This is a genomic window from Methylobacterium sp. 37f, from assembly GCF_023093475.1.
Lineage (GTDB): Bacteria > Pseudomonadota > Alphaproteobacteria > Rhizobiales > Beijerinckiaceae > Methylobacterium.
Window position 1 is genome coordinate 1 of sequence record NZ_JAGHKN010000008.1, and the last position, 25,750, is coordinate 25,750.

Annotated in this window: 19 protein-coding genes and 1 pseudogene; 6 read left to right on the forward strand and 14 right to left on the reverse strand. The window is 66.2% G+C overall.

Translation table 11 applies throughout. The annotated features are described in order from the left end of the window. Both J7U37_RS07315 and J7U37_RS07320 read right to left on the reverse strand, forming a co-directional pair. Positions 1-1,057, reverse strand: a pseudogene (locus tag J7U37_RS07315) (GGDEF domain-containing protein); the annotation flags it as partial. Positions 1,058-1,260: 203 nt separating this feature from the next. Then, entirely contained in the window at positions 1,261-2,052 is a 792-nt protein-coding gene (locus tag J7U37_RS07320; protein WP_247635292.1) for a methyltransferase domain-containing protein, read from the reverse strand. A gap of 71 nt (positions 2,053-2,123) precedes the next feature. Here J7U37_RS07320 and trmD point away from each other — a divergent pair, with 71 nt between their 5' ends. Continuing rightward, complete coding sequence (trmD, locus tag J7U37_RS07325; protein ID WP_056478984.1) at positions 2,124-2,849, forward strand: tRNA (guanosine(37)-N1)-methyltransferase TrmD; 726 nt, start codon at positions 2,124-2,126, stop codon at positions 2,847-2,849. A gap of 67 nt (positions 2,850-2,916) precedes the next feature. Here the strand turns inward: trmD and J7U37_RS07330 are convergent, their stop codons facing one another. Next, positions 2,917-5,967, reverse strand: a complete 3,051-nt coding sequence (locus tag J7U37_RS07330) for an autotransporter domain-containing protein (RefSeq protein ID WP_056478980.1) — start codon at positions 5,965-5,967, stop codon at positions 2,917-2,919. Between the two features lie 1,036 nt (positions 5,968-7,003). Here J7U37_RS07330 and J7U37_RS07335 point away from each other — a divergent pair. The 3 genes from J7U37_RS07335 (at position 7,004) to mtnA (ending at position 10,995) form a co-directional block, all read left to right on the forward strand. Continuing rightward, positions 7,004-8,377, forward strand: coding sequence for an MFS transporter (locus J7U37_RS07335; RefSeq protein WP_247635293.1), 1,374 nt, complete (start codon positions 7,004-7,006; stop codon positions 8,375-8,377). Between the two features lie 193 nt (positions 8,378-8,570). After that, positions 8,571-9,752 carry a phosphoserine transaminase gene (locus tag J7U37_RS07340; protein ID WP_056478977.1) on the forward strand — a complete coding sequence of 394 codons (1,182 nt, stop codon included), beginning with the start codon at positions 8,571-8,573 and terminating at the stop codon, positions 9,750-9,752. A 145-nt stretch (positions 9,753-9,897) separates the two neighbouring features. Continuing rightward, positions 9,898-10,995, forward strand: coding sequence for an S-methyl-5-thioribose-1-phosphate isomerase (mtnA, locus tag J7U37_RS07345; RefSeq protein WP_247635294.1), 1,098 nt, complete (start codon positions 9,898-9,900; stop codon positions 10,993-10,995). Between the two features lie 4 nt (positions 10,996-10,999). Here the strand turns inward: mtnA and J7U37_RS07350 are convergent, their stop codons facing one another. From J7U37_RS07350 to J7U37_RS07380, 7 genes are all read right to left on the reverse strand, one after another. Next, positions 11,000-11,995, reverse strand: coding sequence for a MaoC family dehydratase (locus J7U37_RS07350; protein WP_247635295.1), 996 nt, complete (start codon positions 11,993-11,995; stop codon positions 11,000-11,002). 104 nt (positions 11,996-12,099) lie between these two features. Continuing rightward, complete coding sequence (gene ychF / locus J7U37_RS07355) at positions 12,100-13,197, reverse strand: redox-regulated ATPase YchF (RefSeq protein WP_056189579.1); 1,098 nt, start codon at positions 13,195-13,197, stop codon at positions 12,100-12,102. A gap of 67 nt (positions 13,198-13,264) precedes the next feature. Beyond that, positions 13,265-13,873 (reverse strand): aminoacyl-tRNA hydrolase, encoded by a 609-nt coding sequence (gene pth, locus J7U37_RS07360; RefSeq protein ID WP_247635296.1) that lies wholly within the window; start codon positions 13,871-13,873, stop codon positions 13,265-13,267. A 141-nt stretch (positions 13,874-14,014) separates the two neighbouring features. Next, positions 14,015-14,707, reverse strand: coding sequence for a 50S ribosomal protein L25/general stress protein Ctc (locus tag J7U37_RS07365; protein WP_056478967.1), 693 nt, complete (start codon positions 14,705-14,707; stop codon positions 14,015-14,017). 427 nt (positions 14,708-15,134) lie between these two features. Then, positions 15,135-15,362 carry a hypothetical protein gene (locus J7U37_RS07370; protein WP_056189589.1) on the reverse strand — a complete coding sequence of 76 codons (228 nt, stop codon included), beginning with the start codon at positions 15,360-15,362 and terminating at the stop codon, positions 15,135-15,137. A gap of 493 nt (positions 15,363-15,855) precedes the next feature. Beyond that, complete coding sequence (mutS, locus tag J7U37_RS07375) at positions 15,856-18,510, reverse strand: DNA mismatch repair protein MutS (RefSeq protein ID WP_247635369.1); 2,655 nt, start codon at positions 18,508-18,510, stop codon at positions 15,856-15,858. A gap of 280 nt (positions 18,511-18,790) precedes the next feature. After that, entirely contained in the window at positions 18,791-19,093 is a 303-nt protein-coding gene (locus tag J7U37_RS07380; protein ID WP_056189596.1) for a hypothetical protein, read from the reverse strand. Between the two features lie 181 nt (positions 19,094-19,274). Between J7U37_RS07380 and hrpB the strand changes: the two genes are divergently transcribed. Then, entirely contained in the window at positions 19,275-21,779 is a 2,505-nt protein-coding gene (gene hrpB / locus J7U37_RS07385; protein ID WP_247635370.1) for an ATP-dependent helicase HrpB, read from the forward strand. Beyond that, entirely contained in the window at positions 21,776-22,246 is a 471-nt protein-coding gene (locus tag J7U37_RS07390; protein WP_247635297.1) for a DUF805 domain-containing protein, read from the forward strand. The genes hrpB and J7U37_RS07390 overlap by 4 nt, the downstream gene beginning before the upstream one ends. Here J7U37_RS07390 and lpxB read toward each other — a convergent pair. From lpxB to fabZ, 4 genes are read right to left on the reverse strand one after another with little or no spacing between them, the layout of a single operon-like run. Continuing rightward, positions 22,224-23,396, reverse strand: coding sequence for a lipid-A-disaccharide synthase (gene lpxB, locus J7U37_RS07395; protein WP_247635298.1), 1,173 nt, complete (start codon positions 23,394-23,396; stop codon positions 22,224-22,226). The two genes, J7U37_RS07390 and lpxB, sit on opposite strands and share 23 nt — an antisense overlap. After that, positions 23,393-24,289 carry a UDP-2,3-diacylglucosamine diphosphatase LpxI gene (lpxI, locus tag J7U37_RS07400; protein WP_247635299.1) on the reverse strand — a complete coding sequence of 299 codons (897 nt, stop codon included), beginning with the start codon at positions 24,287-24,289 and terminating at the stop codon, positions 23,393-23,395. The genes lpxB and lpxI overlap by 4 nt, the downstream gene beginning before the upstream one ends. Further along, positions 24,286-25,098: an acyl-ACP--UDP-N-acetylglucosamine O-acyltransferase gene (gene lpxA, locus J7U37_RS07405; protein ID WP_247635300.1), complete on the reverse strand. Its 813-nt coding sequence runs from the start codon at positions 25,096-25,098 to the stop codon at positions 24,286-24,288. Before lpxA ends, lpxI begins: the two co-directional genes overlap by 4 nt. Further along, complete coding sequence (gene fabZ / locus J7U37_RS07410; protein WP_056189609.1) at positions 25,095-25,559, reverse strand: 3-hydroxyacyl-ACP dehydratase FabZ; 465 nt, start codon at positions 25,557-25,559, stop codon at positions 25,095-25,097. The genes lpxA and fabZ overlap by 4 nt, the downstream gene beginning before the upstream one ends. Positions 25,560-25,750: the final 191 nt, after the last annotated feature.

Consider the following 25,750-nt stretch of genomic DNA (forward strand, 5'->3'; position numbering starts at 1 on the left):
CCCCACCGATCCCCGCCAAGGCCTCTTCGAACCGGCGTCGGTTCGGCAACCCGGTCAGGGCGTCGGTGCGCGACAGGCGGACCAGTTCCTCCTGCATCCGGGCGCGCCGCCGCAATTCGCGCCCGAACAGCAGCGACAGACCGGCGGTGAGCCCACACAGGATCAGCAGCACGCCGCCCAGCACCGCCGCCCGCCCGCGCCACTCGGCCTCGATCTCCTCCGGCGCCAGGGTCACGTCGAGGGTGAGGGGCAGGTCGCCGATCCGCATGAAGGTGTGGAGCCGCGACCCCATGTTCTGGATCGTGGGGCCGACGAAGCTGCCGTGCCCCACCCGGACGAGGTGCTGGAAGACGGGCGAATCGGCAACGCTCTTCCCCAGCGTTCCGTCCCAGGGGGGATACCGCACCAGGCGCGTGCCGTCCGCCCGGTAGAGGTTGATCGCCCCCTTGGTCCCGAGCGCGAGGTTTTCGAACAGGCTGCTGAAATAGGTGAGCTTCAGAGAGGCCTGCACCACGCCGCCGAAGCTGCCATCCGGCTTGGCGATCCGTCGGCTCAGCACCACCACCGGAACGCCGAGGAACCGGGAGACCACCGGCTCGCTGATGTCGAGCCCGATATCGGGATGTTCGCGATGGATGCGGAAATAGGAGCGATCGGCGTTGTTGAGTTGGCGCGCCGGCACGGCGTTGGCGTCGTAGAGGGTGTTGCCCGCCTCGTCGATCACCAGGATCACGCCCATGTCGCGGGTGGTGACCGCGCGGTCGAACAGGATGAGCTGGCGCAGCTCCGGGCTGAGGGCGGCAAAGCCCGGCGCCGACAGGTTCTCGACCGCGCCGCGCAGGGCCAGGTCGATCACCTCGATGTTGCGGGCAATGTCGCGCTCGATCACCTGAAGCAGGTTGCGCGACGTCTGCTGCGCCTTCTCCCACGCGTCGTCGCGCAGGTTGAGCAGCATCGTCCCGGAGACGACGAGCATGCCGAGGGGCGCGAGAATGCCGAGGCCGATCCAGGCGCTGGTCGCATCGAGACGACGCCAAAAGCCGGCCACCAGGCGCATCGTCGGAATCATCCCCTGGTTGTAAAGCCCAGAAGGCGATACCACGCACAGAACGATTCCAGCCTGCGCTCAGGCCGGCCCACCACCCCTTTTGGTAACGACAACCTCAGCGTGTCTCACGACACCCTTCCCCGTGTCGCGCCGTGCCAGCGTCCGGGGGATCGTAGCCCGGGGATCGCCCGAACCGCGCTCCAGGCCCCGCGCTATCGCCGGCCCGCGCGCGTGGTCTCATCCCGGCAGGGCCGGATCGAAGCCGGGTCCGGCCTGTCCTCGGGTCGCGGCGCCGCGAAGATCGCGAGGTAGCCGACGCCGCCCTCGAGCACGGAAAACCCGGTCTGGCGGTATCCGGCGGCGGCCAGTTCGCAGGCCAGCAGCTTCGGCGGCGTTCCATGGCGCGCGGGAACGTCGTCCGCATCGACGATGCCGACCTTGCCACCCAGCTTCATCATGGGGCCGAGATTGTGCAACAGGCCGAAGGGCTGGGCGATCTCGTGATACATGTGGACCAGCACGGCGGCATCGAGGGAGCCCGCCGGCAGGCGCGGATCGTGCGGCTCGCCGCGCACAACCGTCACGTTGGTCAGGGCGCCCTTGGCGATCCGGGTCTCGAGCCCCGCCAGGTAGCGTGGCGTGACATCCTCGGCATAGACCTGCCCCTGGGGGCCGACCCGCTCGGCCATCCGCACCGTGTAATAGCCGCTGCCCGCCCCGATATCGCCGACGCTCTGGCCAGGGGCGATGCCCATCAGCCGCATCACCTGCCCGACCTCGTCGACCGAATCGCGCTGCGATTCGGAGGCCCAGAGCGGCGCCACGATCTCGGCGACGGGCCGGTCGGGCTTGGGAAACGCGGTCGCGGGCGCGCCGGGCGGCGCCAGCGGTTCGGCCGCCTGCGTCGTATCCGGTGTGATCACGCCGGCCCCGGAGAGCGCCGCCGCCAGGGCGAGCGATCGGACGAGGGGAGAGCGGAGATGGGCAATGCCGGACAGGACCATGGCGGGACAACCCACCCCGAACGGTTCGGTGCCACGTTGACCGGGCGCATCTCCGCGCGCCATCAAGCGGCATGACCGTCCCCTCCCCCGTCGCCGGGTCCAGCCGACCCTGGACCGCCACGATCCTCACCCTCTACCCGGAGATGTTTCCCGGTCCGCTCGGGCTGTCCCTGTCCGGCGAGGCGCTTGCGCGGGGCACCTGGAGCCTGGAGGCGCGCGACATCCGCGAGCACGGCCTGGGGCGCCACCGGGCGGTGGACGACACCCCGGCCGGGGGCGGCGCCGGCATGGTGCTGCGCTGCGACGTGCTGGCATCGGCCATCGACGCCGCCGCCCCACCCGACGACCCGCGCCCGCGCCTGCTCATGAGTCCCCGAGGGCGACCGCTGACCCAGGCACGGGTCCGGGCCTTGAGCGAAGGCCCCGGCCTCGTCGTCGTCTGCGGCCGGTTCGAGGGCGTCGACGAGCGGGTCATCGCCGGTCGCGGCCTGGAGGAGGTGTCGATCGGCGACTACATCCTCTCCGGCGGGGAGATCGCCGCCTTGGTGGTGCTCGATGCCTGCGTGCGCCTGCTGCCCGGCGTGATGGGCAAGCTCGCCTCGGGGGTCGAGGAAAGCTTCGAGACCGGGCAGCTCGAATATCCGCACTACACCCGCCCCCGCGACTGGGAGGGCCGGGCCATTCCCGACGTGCTGACCGGGGGCAACCACGGCGCCATCGCCCGCTGGCGTCAGGCCGAGGCCCTGCGCCTCACACGCGAGCGCCGGCCGGATCTGCTCCGGCCGGCGAAGGGCTGACGTCCCGCTCGGACCCGTCCGCCTGCGGCGGGACCCGACGCGGATCGAACCGCGTCGGGCCGGGGGATCAGAAGCGCCAGACGAAGTTCCCCTTGACGGCCTGGTCCTGAGCCCGGCTGCCAGTCTGGCCGGTATAGGCCACGCCCAGGCTGGCATTCGGTGCCACCGCGACGTCCAGGCCGACTTCGGCCACGAACGCGTCCCGGTCGATCGGCACGCCCGCGCTGAGGAAGGCCGGACCGGTGGCGAAGGTCAGCAGCGCCTTCGGCACCACGTCCCCGAACGCCCGCCGGTAGCCCGCGAGACCCCGCACCGTCACCGGCAAGCCCAGCCCGAGATCCAGGCCCGTCTGTCCCCGCACGCCCACCGTGGTGGCGCCGACGCCGTAATCCGCCGCCGCGCCCGCCAGTGCGGCCGCGCCGCCCGTCTCCGCGAAGGCATCGCGCCGGACGCCCACATAGGCTCCGCCCACGAAGGGCTCGACATAGGTCGCCACCAGCGGCACGCCGGCACCGGTCCCGCCATCCTTCGACACCAGCACCGCCGCGATCGGCGCTCCCAGCGCAATCTTCCAGCCGATCTCGCCAAAACCCTGGACCGTGTAGCCGCCGCCGTGGCCGCCCAGCGTGCTCGACAGCCCGTACGGCACCGCCCGTCGGGTGCGCGTGTCGGTGCCGGCATAGATCGCGCCCAACCGCAGCGAGAGCGGGCCGACCGCGTAGCCGCCATAGACGCCGCCGAACCCGCTCTTGAGCGCGGCGCTCTCCGCGTCCCTGGTGCCGCCGGCTCGTCCGGCGCTGTCCAGGTAGGCCTCGGTGTAGCCGCCAACCACGCCCAGGCGCAGGCCGCTCGGCAGTTGCAGGTCCGCACCGGTGGCGAAGCCGGCGATCTGCCGGTTCATATCGAAGGCGTTGCCGCCGCCCTTCGCGCTGCCGAACGCGCCGAAGCCCTGGCCCCAGAGCCCGACCACCTGCGGGTCCAGGATCCGCATGGGCACGCTCGCCACCGCCGGCGAGCGGCCCGGCAGATCGGCCGTGTAGGCGGACGGCAGGGTGCCGTAATCCAGGCCGGTGCCGGGGTTGCCCCAGCGCAGGCGGTCGAGGACCGCTTCACGCACGAAGAAGGCGGTCTCGTAGGCGGTGGAGACGGTGCTGGCATGGATGCCGCCCGCGAGGGCACGGAAGCCGCCCGCGGCCTCCGAGGCGGTGAACCCTACGGCAGCGTCGTAGATCCGGCCCGTCCCGGCCGCCTGGATCGCGTTGGCGACCGCCATGCCGTTGCGGGAGGTGGCGCTCGCGGCGAACGGCACGTCGTTGCGGGTGAGCGTCAGGTCGACGTCGGACAGGCTGTAACGAAGGGTCGGGGTTAGGAAGGCGAGGTTGGAAGTCACCCCGGCGAACTGGCCCGAGACGCCGCCCGTGGCGGTGAGGATCGTGTAGGTGGTGCGGGGGTTGTAGGCACCGGAGGCGGCCAGCACCTGAACGGTGCCGCCCGACAGCGTCGCCTGACCTCCGGCAGCGATCCGGTCCGCCTGCCCGGCGGCATTGGCCTCGACCTGATAGGTGGCGCCGGCCGCGAAGGCGACGTTTCCGGCCACGGACAGAGTCCCGATGGAATTGCCCGGCGCGACGGTACCGCCCGACAGCGCCGTCACGGTCCCGATCGTCCCCGTGCCTCCGAGGCTCGCCCCGGACCCGACCATGACGGGCGCGTTCGCGAACGATCCGTTGACCGCGAGACCACCTTCCAGCACCGAGAGGGGACCGGAAAGGGTGCCGCTTCCGGTGAGGGTCAGCCGACCGGCATTGATCTTGGTCAGGCGGCCGGTGCCGTTGATGGTGTTGGCCATGGTGGCATCCGCGGCCTGATCGAGGATGACGACGGCGTTGTCGGTGATCGTCCCCGTACCGAAGGCGCGGGCCTGTCCGATGAGCGTACCCCCGAGGACGGTCGTCCCGCCCGCGTAGGTGTTGTTGCCGCTCAGCGCGAGCGTGCCGGTGCCGTCCTTGGTCAATGAGCCGGACCCGCCGATATCATTGCCCCAGTTGTCATAAGCCGAGAACCCGCCCTTGGCCGCATCCATGACGACCCGGATCGGGCCGTTGAACGCACCGTATCCGTCGGCGGCCGCAAACAGGTTCAGCCGGGCCCAGCCGCTGCCGTCATCGAGGGGTTGACCCGAGGCGAGTTCGGTGGTCGCGAGCACGTCGCGGCGCTGTTCGGCGCTGAGATAGGGAAAACGGGTGGCCAGGAGGACCTCGGCGCCCACCGGGACCACCGGCGCGAGGTCGGTGGGGCCGACCGGACTCAGGCCATAGGTCAGCGTGTTTTCGTAGAAAGCCTTGTTCTTCGCCTTGTCGCTGTACTCGTTCGGGCTCTGCGCGGCGCACTCCCCGGCGCCGAGGCCGCATTGCGCCCGGATATAGCTGTTCAGCGCCTGGGCAGATTGCGCGACGGTTGCCGCAAAATCTTCGCCGGGCTGCAGATAGCCGGGCGTATTGTTCAGGAGCTTCGTGGTTTCCTGGAAGGCGAGAATCCGGCCGCCGATGACGTCGAGGGCATAGTGCACGCCGAGCACGAGGCGGCTGTTCTGGAACTCGGCCGCTTTCGTCAACGAACGCTGGTAGAGTTCCGGTACCATCACCGCGTAGAGGAGGGCGTTGGTGTTGGCGGCGGTCGAGTGTCCGCTGGGAAAGGCCGCCGAATTGCTGCTCTGAACCAGGCCGTAGCGCGGGTCGAGCTTGATCTCGCTGCTGACCTGGAACGGCCTCGGATTGCCCTGGGAATTGGGAACGCCCGGCTGAGTCAGGCCGAAGACCGTGCCGTAGGTGTTGATGGCTCCATAGTACAATTTGAGCACGCCGCTGTCACCGCCGACGCGGCCGTTGGCGGTCTTCGAGATGAAGTCGAGCGCGTTGCCGACCGGGGTCGGGCTGCCGCTCGGGACCGCCTGCAGGAAATTGGCGGCCTTCGTCCCGAAGAAGCGGAGATCGTAGCTGTTGGCATCGATCACCGCCTTGTCGAATCGCGCCGGGCTGGCGCTACGATTGAACTCGATCGTGCGCTGCAAGCTCTCCAGATAGGTCTTCCGCGGAAGGCTCAAGATGCCGTTCAGCACCTGGGCCCCCTCCCGCTGCGGTAGCGTGTTCAAGCTTTGCGCTTGCGCCGGACTGAAGGAAGCAGCCAGCACAAGTGCGGACACGCCAGACATACGAAGAAGCATTGTAGTCTCTTTCTCAGATCGAGTTTTATTCTGTTTCCGGGGATGGCGTGCAGCGTTTGGAGATATTTTCTGATCGTAAAATATTTTATACTGATATAGATTTGGCTATAAGAAAATCTTGGTATGGAATTTGTCTAGCGAACATTTGTGAAACGCTGGTGACGGTCGACAAAAGACCGTGGAGGCTCGGGCGCCGAAAGTACCGTCTGGGCGATAGTCTGGCGTTTGTGGCCGCTTGAACCGTGGGCTTCGGCGCCCGTATCGCCTCGCGGGCGCGGCAAACGTCGCGGCTGGAGAATGCGCGCAGGAATTGCCGCGCGGGTCCGGCATCCGAGCCATGCCGAGCGCGCATCGATCATGCGATCAAGCGGGATCGAACGAAGGTTTGGCGCAGGCCCATCGCCACAATCTCCACACGCCTGTCGAACGGCGCAGGCATTCCTAACGCCGTGATCTTTCCTTCGGTGACGCTGTCACCAGAAATGATCAAACAGAACATCGAAAGACAAACCCGACACTTGGTTCGACGATCGATTGTCGACGATCTTTGATCAGGCGTCTGGTTTGTGACTCGACCCGGACGAACCCGAGAGCGGCAGAGCGCACAACAGGACGGATACGCGCGGAATTGCTGAACCAGGATCAATAGAACGCGGCCGAGTCGAGAACACGACAATCCTCGCCCCCTTCGAGCGGCCTATTTCTCACGTGCAAACCTGCTATACACATGACAGTTCAGCCTATAGTCATGGCCGGAACGGCGATGCATCCGGACCGCTCTGCGCAATCCGATCTCGCGGATTCTCGATGTCGGATAGCCCTCACCGACTGTGCGGCCCCGATTCCATGATGGGTTTCCCACCCCAACGGCGCGCCAATCGGGACGACATCGCATCCGTCGGTTCCGCATATCGAGCAGGACAAGGTGGGGATGCCTGAAGGACCGGAAAGCGAGCGCCGTTTCTGGCTGCTCCTGCTCGTATCGACCGGCGCGTTCATGCAAGCCGTCGATGCCACGATCGTCAATGCCGCGATTCCGATCATCGCGTCCGCGTTTTCGACCGTCCCGCTGGAACTGCATCCGGTCCTCACGGCCTATGTTCTGACGCTGGCCGTCTGTATTCCGGCGACACCGTGGCTGTGCGAGCGCTACGGAACGAAGCGCATCTTCGGCGGCGCGATCGTCGTCTTCACCGCCGCCTCCCTTCTCTGCGGGCTCGCCACGAGCGTGTCACAGCTGGTCGCCGCTCGGGTCCTTCAGGGGATCGGTGGCGCCGCCCTCCTTCCCGTCGGCCGATATGTCATGGTCCGCAGCATCGATCCGAAGAGGCTGATCGCGTCGATCAGCACCGTCGCGACGGTGGGACTGGTCGGAGCCACGATCGGACCGTTCGCGGGCGGGTTTCTGGCGCAGTACATCTCCTGGCGCATGGTGTTCTTCATCAATGTCCCGATCGGGATCTTCGCGCTGATCGTCAACAATCGGCACATGATCGACGTCCGGGCGGTCGCGTGGAAACGGTTCGACACCCTTGGCTTCGCTCTCTACGGAGCGGGATCGGTCCTGCTCCTCGACAGTTCCGAGACCGTGGTGGCGTCCCGGTGGCAAGGGGTGACCGGCTTGGCCGGCGCGATCGTCCTGTTCGCGATCTACATCGCCTGGAGCCGACACTGTCGGCATCCTCTGGTCGACCTCGCACTGTTCCGGGTGCGCAGCGTCGCCGTCGCGATGGCGGGAAACCTGCTCGCACGGCTCGGAATCTCCGGCCTGTTCTTGATACAGGTGATCTTCCTTCAGGTCGGTTGCGCATGGTCGCCCGCGGAAGCGGGCCTGATGCTTGTTCCGCAAGCGATCGGATCGATCGTTGCCAAACGGTTGGTTGATCGACTGCTGGTCCGCTACGGATACAAACCGTTCCTGCTGGTGAACACGACGCTCGTGGCCTTATCGGTCGGCGGATTCGCAGCATTGAGCCCAAGCACGGGCGCCCTGGTTCTCACCGTTTACATGTTTCTCTACGGCTGCCTCACAGGGCTTCAATACACCGTGATGAACACGCTGATTTATACCGATATTCGTGAGCACGATATCGCCATGGCGTCTTCCATGGCATCGACGATGCAGTATTTTTCGATGAGCTTTGGAATCGCCATCGCAACGCTGCTGATGAATGCCTTCCTGCTCGACGAAACGCCGCTGGGTTACGTTCATGCCTTTCGCGAGACCGTCGTCATTCTAGGAATTGTCACGTTTCTGGCGGGCGGCATCTTCGCGACCTTGCCCAACCGGGCTGCACAGCCTTGAGGCGGGCGCGAAGTCGGGGCGGCCTCGTCTCGGCCCGGGCCGCCGGCACTCCCCGGCGCTGCGGTGCCGCCCGGCCCTGGTCGAGTGTCGGTTCGCCCATCGGCGGTCCGGCGAGCGCTTGCGTCCGGTGCGACGCGGGTCCATTGGCGTCTCCGGGCCACTCCTCCCCGCCTAGGAGCTCTCATCTGGAAGGATGACGTCCGTGACCAACCGACCCGCCACGCGCCCCCGCGTGCCGAACTTCTCCTCCGGCCCCTGCACCAAGCGTCCCGGCTGGAGCCTCGACGCCCTCTCGGACGCGCCGCTCGGCCGCTCGCATCGTTCGGCCGTCGGCAAGGCCAAGCTCGCCGAGGCGATCGACCTGACCCGCACCGTGCTGCAGGTGCCGGCCGATTACCGGATCGGCATCGTGCCGGCCTCCGACACCGGCGCCGTGGAGATGGCGATGTGGTCGATGCTCGGTCCGAAGACCGTCGAGGTCGTGGCCTGGGAGGCGTTCGGCCTGGAATGGGTCACCGACGCCCTGAAGGAACTCAAGATCGCGCCGCGCGTCCATGTCGGCGCCTACGGAATCCTGCCCGACCTGTCGGCGGTGGATACGCGGCACAACGACGTCATCTTCACCTGGAACGGCACCGCCGCCGGCGTTCGCGTGCCGAACGGCGACTGGATCGCCGCCGACCGCGAGGGCATCACCATCTGCGACGCCACCTCGGCGGCCTTCGCGATGCCGCTCGACTGGGCCAAGCTCGATGTCGTCACCTTCTCCTGGCAGAAGGTCATGGGCGGCGAGGCCGCGCACGGCATGATCGTGCTCTCCCCCCGCGCCGTCGCCCGCATCGAGGGCAACGTCCCGGCCTGGCCCGTGCCGAAGGTGTTCCGCCTGGCCAAGGACGGCAAGCTCATCGAGGGGATCTTCAAGGGCGACACCATCAACACGCCCTCGATGCTGGCGGTCGAGGATTATCTCGACACCCTGAAATGGGCCGAGCGAATCGGCGGCCTCCCGGCGCTGCATGCCCGGGCCGACGCCAACGCCCGAATCATCCACGACTGGGTGGCACGCACGCCCTGGATCGACCACCTCGCGGCCGATGCCGGCACCTACAGCAACACGGGCGTCTGCCTCGTCATCGCCGATCCCGACGTGCTGGCGCTCGGTGATGCCGCCGTCGGCGCCGTCGCCAAGGGCATCGCCGACACCCTCGACCGGGACGGCATCGCGTACGACATCGGCGCCTATCGCGACGCCCCCGCCGGCTTGCGGATCTGGTGCGGCGGCACGGTCGAGCGCTCGGATCTCGAGGCCCTGACGCCGTGGCTTGATTGGGCCTTTGCCCAGGAGAAAGCGAAGCTGCTCGCGCGGGCGGCGTAGACCCCGCGACCGCGACGCGACGCTCGTGTATACCACGCCCCTGAAAGGCGCTGGTATACAGGCGACGGATTCCTCGTGAACCTCCGTCGCCCGCCTCTCTCGATAGGGCGGCTCGGCCCGGCCCACCCGCACCCGGACACGCTGCATGAAGATCGACGGCAAGCCCTACCGCACCATCTTCCCCGCCGAGGACGCCGCCTCCGTGGCGGTGATCGATCAGACCCGCCTCCCTTTCGCCTTTGAGCTGAAGACCTTAGCGACCCTGGACGACGCCGCCGTGGCGATCCGCACCATGGTGGTGCGCGGCGCGCCGCTGATCGGCGTCACCGCCGCCTACGGTCTCGCCCTCGGCTTGCGGGCCGACGCCACCGAGGCAGGCCTCGACCATGCGGTCGACCGTCTCGCCGCGACCCGCCCCACCGCGATCAACCTGCGCTGGGCCCTCGACCGGGTCGCCGCCAAGCTCCGCACCGTGCCGGAAGCCGACCGCGCCGCCTTCGCCTATGCCGAAGCCGGGCGCATCGCGGAGGAAGATGTCGCGAGCTGCCACGCCATCGGGGTGCACGGCGCCGTGATCCTGAGCGATCTGCATCGCGAAAAAGGCAGGCCGATCAACGTGTTGACCCATTGCAACGCGGGCTGGCTCGCGACGGTGGATTGGGGCACCGCTCTGGCGCCGATCTATGTGGCGCACGATGCCGGTGTGCCGATCCATGTCTTCGTCGACGAAACACGCCCCCGCAACCAAGGTGCGGCGCTCACCGCCTTCGAACTCAACGGCCACGGCGTCCCGCATACCGTCATCGCCGACAATGCCGGCGGGCATCTGATGCAGCACGGCGCGATCGACATCTGCATCGTCGGTTCGGATCGCACGACCTCATCGGGCGACGTCTGCAACAAGATCGGCACGTACTTGAAGGCGCTCGCCGCCAGCGACAATCACGTGCCGTTCTACGCGGCCCTGCCCTTCTCGACCATCGACTGGACCCTCGATGACGGCGTGCGGGAGATCCCGATCGAGGAACGCGATGGTCGCGAGGTCACCCACCTGACGGGCCGTCTGGCCGATGGCGGCTTCGCCACCATCGAAGTGGTCTCGCCCGGAAGCCCGGTCGCCAATCCGGCCTTCGACGTGACGCCGGGCCGCCTCGTCACCGGGATCATCACCGAGCGCGGCGTCGCGTCGGCCGATTCCGAGGGCCTGCTGTCGCTCTATCCGGAGCGCCGCAAGGCCGCCTGAGGCGTCACGCCCCAGGCGCCCACTGCCAGAAAACCGAGCCGGTGAAGGAAAAAACCGTTTCACCGCGCTGGTTTACGCCGACGTTCTGGTGGGTCGCGAGCCCCCAGCCCGGTCGTGAGGCGGTGGCCCGCTTGTCCACCAGGGTGCAGGTGTAGCGGATCGTGTCGCCGGCATAGACCGGAGCGAGCCAGCGCATATCGCGAAACCCCGGGGACGGCCCGAGTTGCGGCACCGGGCCGGTGCGGGCGGTATGGACGACGTCGCGGCCACGGGTGATGTGGAGACGCTTCATCCAGGCGGCCGCCGTATGCCAACCGGAGGCGCAGAGCCCCCCGAAATGCGTCTGCCGGGCCGCCTCGGGGTCGAGGTGGAAGGCTTGAGGGTCGTAGGTCCGGGCAAAGGCCATGACGGCCTCCGGCGTGAACCGATGCGCCCCAAGTTCCCGGGCCGCGCCAAGGGGCGCCGTTTCCAGGAAGCACAAGGGTTCGGCGTCAACGGACTCGATGAGAGGTGCGTCGTCTGGCGCTTCGACCCTGCGTGGCGGCAGTGGTGTCGCTCCGCGACGGGCAAACATCACCGTGAAGTTCTGGGTCATCACCGGCTCGCCATCCTGGTTCAGGATGGTCATCGCAAAGACGACGAAGCCGCGATCCGGCTTGGTGTTGGATGCCCGGCACGACTCGACGCGAACCGATATGCTGAGGGCGTCCCCCGGCAGGACAGGCCGGAGCCAGCGAAGTTCGGCGATCCCGGGCGAGCCCATCGAGGTCGCTCCGCGGAACGCATGCCGCTGAAGGAGCTGCATGCCGAACCCGGCGGTCTGCCATCCAGAGCCGATCAGCCGACCCACGAACGTCGCCTGGGCCGCCTCGGCATCGAGATGGAACGGCTGCGGATCGAATTCCGCCGCGAAAGCGACAATCTCGGCCTCGGTGACCGTCAAAGGGCCACCGTCGATCGCCATCCCGGAGGTGAAGTCTTCGAAGGTGATGCCGGGCATGCGGGGCCTCTCTGGCTTTGAACGTCTTCGCACCTGGACGACGCGAAACCGATGCCGCCCCGCAGAGTGGCACCCGTTTCACGCGCGATCCGGCCCGGATTGGCTCAGTTGGCGAAGCGGAAGTGCAGGACGTCACCGTCCTGGACCACGTACTCCTTGCCCTCGAGGCGGAACTTACCGGCTTCCTTCGCACCGCTCTCACCCTTCAGGGTGGTGTAATCGTTGAAGGCGATGGTCTCGGCCCGGATGAAGCCCTTCTCGAAATCCGTGTGGATCACGCCGGCAGCCGCGGGCGCACGGGTGCCCTTTTCGATGGTCCAGGCGCGCGCTTCCTTCGGACCCACCGTGAAGTAGGTGATGAGTCCGAGAAGTTCGTAGCCGGCGCGGATCACGCGATTCAGCCCGGGCTCCGCGAGGCCGACCGCCTCCAGAAAATCTCCCTGGTCGGCCAGCGGCATCACCGCGATCTCACTCTCGATCTTGGCCGAAACCACCACCGCCTTGGCGCCCTCCGCCTTCGCGCGGGCCATCACCGCTTCAGAATAGGCATTGCCCTTGTCGGCATCGCCCTCGTCGACATTGCAGACGTAGAGGACAGGCTTGGCTGTCATCAGACCGAGGCTCTGGAAAAGCTTCTCCTCGTCGGGCTTGCGCTGGACCAGACGGGCCGGCTTGCCCTCGCGCAGCAGCGGCAGGGCGCGCTGGACGAGGTCGAGTGTTTCCTTGGCCTCCTTGTCGGCACCCTTGGCCTTCTTCTCCAGAGCGATGACGCGCTTTTCCAGGCTATCGAGGTCGGCAAGCATCAACTCGGTCTCGATGGTCTCGATATCGGCAGCCGGATCGACCTTGCCCTCGACATGGGTCACGTCGCCGTCGGTGAAGCAGCGAACGACATGGGCGATGGCATCGACCTCGCGGATATTGGCTAGGAACTGGTTGCCGAGGCCCTCGCCCTTCGATGCGCCGCGCACGAGGCCGGCGATGTCCACGAAGGTGAGACGCGTCGGGATGATCTCCTTCGAGGCGGCGATCTTGGCCAGATCATCCAGACGCGCGTCCGGCACCGCTACCTCGCCGACATTCGGCTCGATGGTGCAGAACGGGTAGTTCGCCGCCTGAGCGGCGGCCGTCTGCGTCAGCGCGTTGAAGAGGGTCGACTTGCCGACGTTCGGCAGGCCGACGATGCCGCATTTGAAGCCCATGGGTCACCTGTCCGTTCGCGAAGCCGACCGCAGCCTGCCCGCGTGAAATTTGATGTCGCGGCCGCGGTCAATCGCGGGCGTTGACCTGCTTGACGTCGTCCCAGCCCCGCCCCGCCATGGCGAGGTGGACCTTGTTCTGGAAGCTCGCGTCCTCGCCGGCCGCCAGGAGCGGCGCCTGGTCTGCCACCGCCCTGCAGAGGTCGTCGACCCAGGCTTCCTCGCCCTTACCGAAGTCGTTGAGCACATAGGCGTGTACGAGGGCCTTGTCTCCTGGGTGACCGATGCCGAGGCGGACACGCCGGTAATCGTTGCCGCATTGCGCGGTGATCGAGCGCAGGCCGTTATGACCCGCATTGCCGCCACCGGTCTTCACCCGCAGCTTGGCCGGAGCGAGGTCGAGTTCGTCATGGAGCACGATCACCTCGGAGAGCGCGATCTTGTAGAAGCGCTGAGCCTCCTGAACCGCGCGACCGGACTCGTTCATGAACGTCAGCGGTTTGAGGAGGATCGCACGCTCCGGCCCGAGCGCTACTTCGGCGATCTCACCCTGGAATTTGCGCCGCCACGGACCGGCCCGGTGGATACGGGCGACTTCGTCGAGGGCCAGGAAGCCGATGTTGTGTCGGTTCTTCGCGTAGCGAGGGCCGGGATTGCCGAGACCGACGATCAGGCGCATGGCGCGAATGGATCCCTGCGAGTTTGCGGCCGGACCCGCGAGAGTGAGCGGATGCCGGCGTAGGCCTCGAAATAGAGATGCCCCAGCCTGCTGGCCGGGGCACTGTCATGGATGACGTGAAGCCGGGCGCGAGCCCAGATTTCAGTCTTCCTTCTTCTCGTCTTCGGCAACGGCCTCGGCGGCCTCTTCCTCGGCCTTCTCGTCGGCAGCTTCGGCGGACTGCGCTTCGGCGATTGCAGCCTCCTCGGCCTCGACCTCGGCGCCGAGGACGGTCGGCGGTACGATGTTGGCGACGGTGGCGTCGGGCTCACCCGTGAAGGTCGCGCCAGCAGGGAGCTTCACATCGGTGATGTGGATCGCATCGCCGATCTCCCGACCCGTCAGGTCGATTTCGATGGCATCCGGAATCGCGTCAGGGGCGACTTCGAGGGCCAGGGTGTGGAGGACGACGTTGAGCGTACCACCCTTCTGCTTGATGCCGGGCGCCGCATCTTCGTTGGCGAAGTGCACCGGGACCTCGACCGTAATCGACTGACCGGCGACGACGCGTAGGAAGTCGACATGGATCGGCACGCCGGTCACGGGATCGAGGTGGAAATCGCGCGGGATCGCACGGGTCTTCTTTCCGCCGGCGTTGATCTCGAACAGGGTGGTCTTGAAGCCACCAGCGTAGATCAGCGTGCGGATGCGGATGAGGTCGACCGCGATCGATTGCGGGGCCTGGCCGCCTCCGTAGATGACGGCGGGAACGTGACCCTGGCGACGAACGGCCCGGGCGGCCCCCTTGCCGACCCGGTCGCGTGCCACGGCCTCAAGCGTCTTGACTGCGCTCATGGCGTGATCCTTTTGCGTATGAGAATGAACGGAAAACGCGAAAGGCCGCCCGAAACGGACGGCCAAGCCCCGAATCCCGAAGCGCCCGTGCCTCCAAGGGTGTCTGGCGGGCGCTGGCGCGGCCTATACCCGCAAGTGCTTCCCGGCGCAACCGCAGGAGCAACACAGGTCATTCCATCCTGAAGGCAAGCGCCGGTCGCGCTTCCGTTGATCCATCGGGTAGCAATCCGCTCGCAAGAGCGTGGCCGCGCTCGTTCGAGGAAAGCGCGACATAATTCGGCGCCGGGAGAGACCGCTGACCAGGATTATGGTCAGAGGATCAGCTGATAAGATCGTGACCGCCGACTGTGAATAGGCTTTCCGGCGAAGCATCGTCCGCCGGAGCGCAGCCCTTCTCGATTGCCGGCATATTCGAGCGAGATCGAGACTAGCGAACCGATGCCTCGGCCGTCTTCGCAACGAGCTGCCGAGTTGCCGGTGCACGCGGTGTGATGAACGGCGTGGTGATCAGTTCAGAAGCCGGACGCACGGTTGCCGTGGCGCGCGCCTGCTCACGATACAGGGGAGGGGTGAGGTAGGTCCGGTCATCCGCCAACGCAGTGGTGATCAGGGTCAGAGATGCGAGTGCGCTTAGGACGATGGTACGGGTGGTCATCGTGAGCTTCCTTCGGAATTTTCGGGGCGACAGCCCCGTTCGATGATCCGAAGATATTTTGCACCGCATCATGATTCAAACAAATGGATTCAATATCGCATATTGATTCTATCGATTTCAATTTTGGTGTTGAACCCGCCTCGGTATAGGCAAACCCTCCGAAAACGCTGTGAGAATACGAAAAGGGCGATGCTGGCTGTCGATTGTACACGATTGCCGCAGTCACGAACGCTCGCCCCTCACGACTGGGTTGAAAGCTATCCCAGCGCTGTATGCCGGCGTTTCGTGCCCCGATCACAAGAGGCCGAATAGCCGAAACGGGTGGGATCTCTGGAACTCGCTTCGCCACGAGGCACGGAACAATGGGCGCCGTATGAACAGGTCTTTGCAGGTCGCCGATACTTTTTGCAAAACCTCCGACGTCGCTTTCTCAATCTGACGAACTCCCGCTCGGGCCGCCTATCCCGATCCCCATGCGCGAACGGGAGCGGCGTCAATGCGGTCCGCTGCCGACGGCCTTGAGGCGGTACAAGGCCTCCAAAGCTTCGCGTGGCGTCAGCGTGTCCGGGTCGATCGCATCGAGGGCTGAACGCAAGGCATCATCCGAAACCTCCGGAACGGGCTCCGGCATCGGCGGAGGAGCAAGGTTGGCGAAGAGTGGCAAGTCGTCGATCCGGGGGCGGGACGGCCGGTCCCGCTCCGCCTTCTCCAAGTGCTTCAGGATCGACCCTGCCCGCGCGATCACCCCGGCCGGAAGGCCAGCGAGGCGGGCAACCTGCAACCCATAGGAGCGTTCGGCCACACCCGACACCACCTCGTGCAGGAAGACGACCTCGCCCTTGTGTTCGGCAACCCGAAGGGTCGCATTGTCGAGGTGCGAGAGGCGTTGCCCAAGAGCGGTCAGTTCATGGAAGTGGGTGGCAAACAGGGCCCGGCAACCATTCTGTTCGTGCAGGTGCTCAAGACAGGCCCACGCGATCGAAAGCCCGTCGAAGGTCGCCGTACCACGACCGATTTCGTCCAGGATGACGAGGGAGCGACGGGTCGCCTGATTCAGGATCGCAGCGGTCTCGACCATCTCGACCATGAACGTCGATTGACCACGGGCAAGATCGTCGGCGGCACCGACACGCGAAAACAGGCGGTCGACAAGCCCGAGCCGGACGCGGGCCGCCGGCACGAAGGCTCCGATCTGCGCCAGGACGGCGATGAGGGCGTTCTGGCGCAGGAAGGTGGACTTACCGCCCATGTTCGGACCAGTGATCAACCGGATGCGTCCACGCCCCTCCCCTGACAAGTCACAGTCGTTGGCAATGAACGGCGCTCCCGACGCGCGCAGGGCAGCCTCGACAACCGGATGTCTCCCACCCTCAACCACGAAGGCGTAGCTTTCATCCACGATTGGCCTGCGCCAGTCGCGCTCGACGGCCAACTCGGCATGCGAGGCCGCCACATCGAGGCGCGCCAGCGCCTCAGCCACATCCGCGATAGCGCTCGCCTGCTCCAGGACGCGCCCTGACAGGGCATCGAACACCGCATTCTCCAGGGTCAGCGCGCGGTCGGATGCGCCGGAAATGCGGCTCTCCAACTGCCCGAGTTCGACACTGGTGAACCGCATGGCGTCGACCATGGTCTGGCGATGGATGAAGGTCTCGCGCATTACCCCTTTGAGGCAGGCCTCGCCCACCCCCTGTGGGACTTCGATGTAGTACCCAAGCATGTTGTTATGCTTGATCCGAAGCGTACGGCAGCCCGTTTCTTCGGCGTAGCGCGTCTGCAAGACAGCGATGACTTTGCGCGAATCCTGGCCGAGGAGGCGGTTCTCGTCGATCTCTGCGTCATAGCCGGCGCGGACGAAGCCGCCGTCCTGGCGCTTCAGTGGAAGATCCTCGGCGAGGGCCGCCCGCAATGTCTGCACAAGCTCGCTATCGACGGAAGCAAGACAGGTGGCTAGGGCCTTCAAATCCTCGGGAAGCCTCTCCAAGCCGTCGCAGCGGGTCGCGAGCTCCTGGGCAGCGTCCAGACCATCACGCAAGGCTGCCAAATCCCGCGGGCCACCCCGGCCGAGCCCGAGGCGCGACAAGGCGCGGGCAAGGTCAGGGGCACGGGCGAGGCTAGCGCGGAAGGCGGACCGGGTCGGCCCGTCCTCAACCAGAAACTCGACAGCGGCGTGACGATGCCGGATCGCCTCAAGATCGGTCAACGGACCCGCCAGATGCTCGGCGAGCATCCGGGCGCCGCCCGCGGAGACGGTTCGATCGATGGCGTCGAGGAGGCTGCCCTTGCGCTCGCCCGACAGGGTCCGGGTGAGTTCGAGATTGGCCCGGGTCGAGGCATCGATGGACAGGGTCGCGCCAGCGCTTTCGCGCGACGGCGGCGACAAGGTCGGGCGAGCGCCGATCTGCGTACGCTCGATGTAAAGCAGGACCGCTCCTGCCGCTGCGATCTCGGCGCGGCCGAACTGCCCGAAGCCCTCGAGCGTCGAGACTCCGAATTGTGCCTTGATCCGCCGCTCCGCCGAAGAGGGCTCGAGTTCAGCTTGTGCGAGCGGCGTGACGGGAGCGGAGCATTCGCGCCAGAACCGGGTCAGAGCCGGATCGGCATGGATCGCTTCCGACATAACGATCTCGCGCGGATCGTGTCGGGCAATTGCGGAGGCAAGCTCGGCAGCCGGGACTTCACTGAGGGAAAACCGCCCGGTCGAGATATCGACTGCAGCCAACCCGTAAACCAAAGCAGTCTCACCAGCCTTGCGTCGGCCGATCGCCAACAGAACGTTGGCACGGGCGGGGTCAAGAAGACGATCCTCGGTGATGGTACCGGGCGTGACCAGGCGGACAACTTCCCGGCGAACCACGGATTTCGGGCCGCGCTTCTTCGCTTCGGCGGGATCTTCCGTCTGTGCGCAGACAGCCACGCGGTGGCCGAGCGCGATCAGGCGGCTAAGATAGTCGTCGGCGCGGTCCACCGGAACGCCGCACATCGGAATGTCGGCACCGCCATGCTTGCCGCGCTTTGTCAGAACGATGCCGAGCGCGCGCGAGGCGATCTCGGCATCTTCGAAGAACAACTCGTAGAAGTCGCCCATACGGTAGAACAGGAGGCAATCGGTATTGGCCGCCTTGATCTCGATATACTGCGCCATCATCGGCGTGGCACCGGTCGTGTCGAGAACGGCAGCGCTCGTCGTGTAGTCCGAGGGGGCGGAGCCGGTCTTGGCGACGGATCGAGCGGGGCGCTGTGACATGGTCCCAGCATAGCAGACCTAGCTGGCAAGAATCAGCGCGGTAGCCCGTCTGGCCTGGGGAGAAAGCTGATACGTCTACGACCAGTGAGAACGCAGAGCCACGCATCGCCACATGAAAAGGGTCGGCCTGCCTGCGCAGACCGACCCTCGTCGAAGCCGATTGAAGGGACTGAAAGGGAACTCAGTAGCGCGGACCGCCCGTGGTGCTGCCCTTCTGCTGCTGGTAGCCGGGCTGCGAGGGGTTGCGTGAATTCGGATCGCTCATCATCCGCGAACGCGGCATGCGATGCATCCGGCGGTGATGACGATGATGGCGCATCCCATGGTGATGGCGCCGATAGGCGACCTGATCGAGCGCCTGATCACCTGCGACAGCAACGGCCGGAGCCGGCATAACGGGGGCGGCCGATGCGGACGTGAGCCCGAATGCACCGAGCAGAGTGCTGGCAGCCAAAGCGATCGCAAGCTTGTTCATGAATTCCATCTTCCGTCGAAGCGCCACTTGCGCTGCGAGCGATCAAGTCCTTCGAAGTGAATCCGTTCCCATGTGATCCAACAGAATGATGGAATTGGCCCCGGTCATGGCAAGTATGGTGGAACATTCGTGACTCGACCTGAACCGCAGCGGGTTGCGGATCGTCCGCGATCGCGTCACCAGCATTGGAATGGTCCACCCTGCACCCGCGCCTCTCGTCTCCACCCTCCCCATCGAGGTCGTCCTTCCAGCACTTCGTGACGCTCTTGCGGTCCGTCCGTCGGTTGTCCTCGTGGCACCGCCCGGCGCCGGTAAAACCACCCGGGTGCCGCTCGCCCTCCTCGAAGCACCCTGGTTACGGCCGGCGGACAAGATCATCCTGCTGGAGCCTCGCCGTCTTGCAGCCCGCGGCGCTGCCGAGCGTATGGCCGCGACGCTCGGTGAGAACGTGGGTGAAACCATCGGACTGCGTGTCCGCCTCGGCTCGAAGGTTTCGAGCCGCACCCGAATCGAGGTCGTCACCGAGGGCGTCTTCACCCGAATGATTCTGGAGGATCCGGAACTCACCGGCGTCGGCGCCGTCCTGTTCGACGAGTTCCACGAGCGCTCGCTGGATGCGGATTTCGGTTTGGCCTTGGCCCTCGAAAGCCAAGGTGCTTTGCGGGAGGATCTTCGCATCCTCGTCATGTCGGCGACGCTTGATGGCGCCCGTGTCGCCACGCTTCTCGGCGGAGCGCCGGTGATCGAATCCGAGGGGCGCGCCTACCCGGTCGAGACCCGATACTCGGATCGAGACCCGAGCCGACGGATCGAGGACGTCGTGGCGGAGGCGATCTTACGGGCACTGCGGGCAGACCCGGGTTCGGTGCTCGCCTTCCTGCCGGGTCAAGGCGAGATCCGTCGCGTGGCATCTCTTCTGGCCGACCGAGTCGATGCATCCATCGAGGTGGCTCCCCTGTATGGCGCTCTTACGCCTGTCGAGCAGGACCGTGCCATCGGCCCCGCGCCGCTTGGCCGGCGCAAAGTGGTGCTCGCCACCAGTATCGCCGAGACTTCGCTGACCATTCAGGGCGTGCGGATCGTCGTGGATTCCGGTTTGTCGCGGGTGCCGATCTACGAGCCTGGCCTTGGACTGACTCGTCTGGTCACCGCCCGTGCCTCACGCGCCTCGGTCGATCAGCGCCGAGGCCGTGCCGGCCGAACTGAGCCGGGCATCTGTCACCGACTGTGGTCCGAAGCTGCAACAAACGCCCTGGAGCCCTTTACCAGTCCCGAGATTCTGGCGGCCGACCTCTCGGCCCTACTTCTGGATTGCGCAGCCTGGGGTGTCACGGACCCGACGACCCTGGCATTTCTCGACACGCCTCCTGCCCCAGCCCTCGCCGAAGCCCGAGCGATGCTGAGCCACCTTGAAGCGATCGACCCGGATGGTCGCCTGACCAGAACTGGGCACGCTCTGCGCGCACTTCCTCTGCCTCCACGACTCGCCCGTATGGTTGTCGAGGCAGCAGGCTACGACAGGGCTCGCGAGGCGGCAGACCTTGCAGCCGTGCTGGTAGAGCGGGGGCTCGGTGGCGACGACACCGACGTTAGGTCCCGGCTCGACCGCTACACGCGGGACCGGGGGCAAAGGGCGAGCGACATGCGCCGGCTCGCACAGAGCTGGGTACGACAAGCCAATGCGTTCGCGGGAACCCGTGACCATGCTTCGGTTGGCCTCGACATGAGCGAGGCCGGAACGCTGCTCGCCCTGGCCTATCCCGATCGGGTTGCCCGAGCCCGTGGCCGCGATGGCGAATTCGTCATGGCCAACGGACGAGCTGGACGGGTCGATCCGAGCTCTGCGCTGGCCCGCGAGCCGTTCCTCGTCGTAGCGGAAATCACCGGGACAGCGGCCCAGGCTCGCATTCTTGCTGCGGCTCCGATCTCCCTGGGGGCGATCGAAGCGCTGTTTGGGACTGCAATCGAGGCGAAGACAGAGATCACCTTCGACCGGACGGCACGTGCCCTACGCGTGCGGTCGATGCGACGACTTGGATCAGTGACGCTGGGCGACCACCCGCTGCCTGTGCCGGTGGAGATTGCCGCGGCCGAGATACTCGCCAATGGCGTCGTCGAGATTGGGCTACACGCCCTGCCATGGACGCCGCAACTAACCCAATGGCGCGCACGCCTACGCTTCCTGCGAGAGGCTGACCCCGCGAACTGGCCCGACGTGTCAGACACTCAGCTGCTGGCAGACATCCAGCATTGGTTGGCACCGGAAATCATCGGGCGCACGAGCCTCGACGCCATCACCGCCGACGATCTCGCGCGCGCCCTTCAAGCGTTGCTGCCCTGGGATCGGCGCGCCCGCCTCGACGCGGATGCGCCCACCCATTTCGAAGTGCCAACCGGATCGCGCATCGCACTCGACTATGAGTCCGAGACCGGGCCGGTGCTGGCCGTCCGAGTGCAGGAGCTTTTCGGTCTGGAACGCCATCCGAGTATCGCCGGTGGGCGAATCGCCCTCGTGTTGCATCTGCTCTCACCAGCCTCGCGACCCATCCAGATCACCCGTGACCTTCCAGGCTTCTGGCGTGGATCGTGGAGCGCCGTACGCTCGGAGATGCGCGGGCGCTACCCACGCCATCCCTGGCCGGAAGATCCTGTGGCCGAGCCTCCGACGCGGCGTGTCAAGCCGAGGGGGACATGAGCAAGGAACTTCGTCGCGCCTGGGCTCTGTTGGATCCAAGCGGTCGCCTCTCGGCCCCGGCCTATCGCGGCTTTCTGATGCGTATGATCGTCCTCGGGTTTGGCCTGCTCTGCCTGGGGATCTGGCTCGCCGCCCTTGGCCTCCGCTGGTCGGGTATTCTCGTGGCCGCCGGCACGCTCCCCGTCATCCTGGCAACCTCGATCCAGACGGTCCGACGGCTACATGACCGCAACCGCAGTGGCTGGTGGTTGGGGGCATACATTCTCGCGGAGGCAACCAGCCTTCTGCCGCTCGAGGGGATGGTCGACAGCTATCCCATCCCGGTCATTGGGCTCGTCCTGGCAATGCTAGGCTTCTTCGTTTGGTTCTTTCTCGAGACGGTCTTTCGATCCGGAAGCCCGGAGGCCAACCGCTACGGCGCAGTCCCATTGGATTGCAAACGGCTCACGCTGCACGCTTCGCTTTGAGGACAATGCGCGCTGCGCTTCGGCTCGGCAGATCATCGTCCGGCAAGCGCATGAGGCTGTCGATCTGCGCCAGAGCCGCCACCTGCGCATCGCGCTCCGAAGCGCCGGCCAGCAAGGGCTCGAGGGCTGCGGCGAGCCGTGGCGCAGTACAATCGCTCTGAATGAACTCCGGCATCGCGTTGTGGCCCAGGATCAGATTCGGAAGCACGATGGTCGGGACCTGGATCAGGCGTCGCGCGACGGCCTCCTCGATTCGCGAGACCTTGTAGGCAACCACCATCGGAACGCCGGCCAATGCCAGTTCGAGCGTGACCGTACCCGACGCGGCCAGCGCTGCCCGGGCCCGGCGAAACGCGGTATGCTTGGCCGCTTCGCCGTGAACGAGCGTGACGGGATTATCCCAGGCGAGCACCGACCGCTCGATCAAGGCTCGGTGCCGCGTCACCGCCGGCAGCACCGCCTCGATCGGTCCGAAGCGCGCCGTGAGACGCGCCAGCGTGGCCCCGAAGACCGGCATCAGACGCTCGATTTCCGATCGGCGGGAGCCGGGCAGGATCGCCAGGACCGGTGATCCTACGAGGCGTGCCTCGGCTTCGGTGCGGGACGGGCGCAATTCCGAGAGTCGCTCGATCAGCGGATGACCGACATAGGTACAGGCAGGGCCATTCAGGCGTCGGTGTGCCTCTGGTTCGAAGGGCAGAAGGGCGAGGACGTGATCGATGAAGGGGCGCATCTTCGCGGCCCGCCAGGGGCGCCAAGCCCAGACGCTCGGCGACACATAGTCGACGATGGGAAGGTCTGGCATTCTCTTACGGACGCGTGCAGCCACGGCATGCGTGAAACCGGGACTGTCGATGATGACAAGCACATCGGGCCGAGCTTCGATGACGTCACGCACCGTCTGGCGAATACGGCGCAGGAGGGTCCGCAGCCGCGCGGCGACGGGCAGGTAGCCCATGACCGCCACGTCATCGATGGGGAAGAGGGACCGAAAGCCTTCTGCCGCCATCGCCTCGCCGCCGACCCCTCCGAAACGAATCGGGCGATCCGACAACTCACGCAGTCCGCGCATCAGCTTCGATCCGAGTTGATCCCCCGAGTCTTCGCCTGCCACCAGCCAGATGACTCGCTCAGGATGGGGCTCGTTCATGCGTCCGGTCCCGTTCTGGCATCGAGATTCAGCCCGACGACGAAGAGTCCTATCCGATCCGCCGCCGCAATCGTCGCTTGGCGATCGATGATCAGCGTGTGGCCAGCCTGGACGGCCACACCTGCGCAACCGGCCGCAGCGGCATTCACCACGGTACGGGGTCCAATTGCCGGCAGGTCGACGCGAAGATCCTGTCCGATCTTGGCGCACTTCACCAGCACGGTGCCGGGCTGCGCGTTGCCGTAACCGAAGGGGCGGCGGCCGAGTCCCCGGGCGCGGGACAGCATTCGGTCGGTGCCTTCAGGTCCCTCGATGGCGAGCGCCCGTTGACCCACCACAACCGTTGCCTGCCCGACATCGTATCGAGAAAGCGTAGACAGCAGAGCCTGGCCGGTTTCGATCGACTCGCGTGCAGCAGTGTCGGGCGCATGCAGACCGAGCACTCCTTCGGGGCTGAGAAGATCGGGCGCGACTTCGTGGACGCCCATCACACCATGGCCGTGCTCCTCCAGAAGCAGAAGAGCGCTGCGCAGCAGCCGGTCGTCGCCGCCGGCAGAGATCGCCCTCAGGGCGTCGCGGTTCCGTAACGCCGCCGCGGCATTCAGAATCGCGGCGGGGTTCGGCCGGGACACGCCGCCGGCCGGGATGACACAAGCGGGTCCCCATGCCTCAAGGACGGACAGGATACCGGCGATGTCGAGGAGATCGACCGTCGCTTCGGCCCGTCTTCGCATCGCCCGCTCGGCGAACCCGCGAATTGCCAGAACGCGAAATGGGCGCCCGGCGCGGTCGAGCGATGCCGCCACCAATTCTGGCAGGTGACCGGCGCCCGCCACCAGGACCAGTAACGGTGCCCCGGTGATCCGCGCAGCGGGCGCTGGGTTCGCGTTCAAGAGGTGCTCGGCGTCTCGCGCGGGGTGCAGAGGGAGCGCTTGCCGCCAGCGCGGATGAAAGCAACGATTTCGGCGACGGCGCGGTGGCTCTCGAACTCCGCGGCCACGTCTTCCAGACGCTCCATCAGCGTCCCCTCATTGGCAAAGAGAAGGCGATAGGCTCGCCGCAACGTGTGAATATCCTCACGGGCGAAACCGCGCCGCTGCAATCCAATGATGTTCAGGCCGGAGAGGTAGGCGCGGTTCCCGAGCGCCATGCCATAAGGAATGCAGTCATTCTCCAACCCGGAAAGCCCGCCGACGAAGGCATGGGCCCCAACGCGGGCGAATTGGATCACGGCTGCACCACCGCCGAGGATCGCGTAATCGCCAACGCTGCAATGCCCGGCCAGCATGACGTTGTTGGAGAACACGACTCCGTCACCGACGCGGCAATCATGGCCGACATGGGAGTTGGCGAGAAACGTGCACTTGTCGCCCACCGTCGTCTCCAACCCCCCCCCGGCGGTTCCGGGGTTCATGGTCACGCCTTCGCGGATCACGCAATCGGCGCCGATGGTCAGAACGGAGGCCTCACCCCTGAACTTGAGGTCCTGGGGTGGATGTCCGATCGAGGCGAAGGGATAGAGCTGTGTCCGTTGGCCGATCGTTGTCCGGCCGGCCACCACGACGTGGCTCACGAGTTCGCACCCATCACCGAGAGCGACGGACGGCCCGACATGGCAGAACGGCCCGACCCGGACGCCTTCCCCGAGGATCGCGCCGTCCTCGATCACAGCGCTCGGATGGATCTCGCCGACAGTGCTCACTCGGTCACCAGCATGGCGCCGATCTCGGCCTCGGCCACCAGGGTACCATCCACCCGCGCCTCGCCCCGGAACCACCACATGGTCTTTCGGTGATTGATCTTCGTCATGTGATAGCGAACGGTGTCGCCCGGAACGACGGGTTTGCGAAACTTGCATTTGTCGATGGTCATGAAGAAGACCTGCTTGGCACGCAGTTCGTCGCTCATGATGTGGCGGCAGCAGATGGCCCCCGCGGTCTGAGCCATACCTTCGATAAGAAGGACCCCGGGGAACACTGGCAGTCCGGGGAAGTGTCCTGTGAATTGCGGCTCGTTAATCGTGACATTCTTGATGCCGACGCAGCTGCGGTCTCCGTCGATCTCCACGATCCGGTCGATCATCAGGAAGGGATAGCGGTGCGGCAGCAGTTCCAGGACCTTCTGGATGTCAGCCGAGCCGAGCTCACGCGGCATGTCGTTCATCGATTCGATTACCTCACTGCGCGTCGACGCCCCCGCCGCCCCGCCTCGTTCCTATCAGCCGCCAACTTGGAGGATGCGCCTTCATTCGGCAGAAGCGGACGGGATGCAAGCCCTGCGGATCGAATGGGATACAGGGAAGGATCGCCGGCCTTCGGATCGAGGCGGTAGTCCTCTACGGCCTCAATCAGGCA

What these genes read in the sequence shown, in the direction of transcription:
- mutS (WP_247635369.1), bottom strand. Translation starts at nt 18,510, where the DNA reads ATGATGGCGCAGTATATCGAGATCAAGGCGGCCAATACCGATTGCCTC.
- hrpB (WP_247635370.1), top strand. Translation starts at nt 19,275, where the DNA reads ATGGTCCACCCTGCACCCGCGCCTCTCGTCTCCACCCTCCCCATCGAG.
- pth (WP_247635296.1), bottom strand. Translation starts at nt 13,873, where the DNA reads ATGCGCCTGATCGTCGGTCTCGGCAATCCCGGCCCTCGCTACGCGAAG.
- J7U37_RS07390 (WP_247635297.1), top strand. Translation starts at nt 21,776, where the DNA reads ATGAGCAAGGAACTTCGTCGCGCCTGGGCTCTGTTGGATCCAAGCGGT.
- ychF (WP_056189579.1), bottom strand. Translation starts at nt 13,197, where the DNA reads ATGGGCTTCAAATGCGGCATCGTCGGCCTGCCGAACGTCGGCAAGTCG.
- fabZ (WP_056189609.1), bottom strand. Translation starts at nt 25,559, where the DNA reads ATGAACGACATGCCGCGTGAGCTCGGCTCGGCTGACATCCAGAAGGTC.
- lpxB (WP_247635298.1), bottom strand. Translation starts at nt 23,396, where the DNA reads ATGAACGAGCCCCATCCTGAGCGAGTCATCTGGCTGGTGGCAGGCGAA.
- J7U37_RS07370 (WP_056189589.1), bottom strand. Translation starts at nt 15,362, where the DNA reads ATGACCACCCGTACCATCGTCCTAAGCGCACTCGCATCTCTGACCCTG.
- J7U37_RS07340 (WP_056478977.1), top strand. Translation starts at nt 8,571, where the DNA reads ATGACGTCCGTGACCAACCGACCCGCCACGCGCCCCCGCGTGCCGAAC.
- J7U37_RS07365 (WP_056478967.1), bottom strand. Translation starts at nt 14,707, where the DNA reads ATGAGCGCAGTCAAGACGCTTGAGGCCGTGGCACGCGACCGGGTCGGC.
- J7U37_RS07380 (WP_056189596.1), bottom strand. Translation starts at nt 19,093, where the DNA reads ATGGAATTCATGAACAAGCTTGCGATCGCTTTGGCTGCCAGCACTCTG.
- trmD (WP_056478984.1), top strand. Translation starts at nt 2,124, where the DNA reads ATGACCGTCCCCTCCCCCGTCGCCGGGTCCAGCCGACCCTGGACCGCC.
- J7U37_RS07335 (WP_247635293.1), top strand. Translation starts at nt 7,004, where the DNA reads ATGCCTGAAGGACCGGAAAGCGAGCGCCGTTTCTGGCTGCTCCTGCTC.
- mtnA (WP_247635294.1), top strand. Translation starts at nt 9,898, where the DNA reads ATGAAGATCGACGGCAAGCCCTACCGCACCATCTTCCCCGCCGAGGAC.
- J7U37_RS07350 (WP_247635295.1), bottom strand. Translation starts at nt 11,995, where the DNA reads ATGCCCGGCATCACCTTCGAAGACTTCACCTCCGGGATGGCGATCGAC.
- J7U37_RS07320 (WP_247635292.1), bottom strand. Translation starts at nt 2,052, where the DNA reads ATGGTCCTGTCCGGCATTGCCCATCTCCGCTCTCCCCTCGTCCGATCG.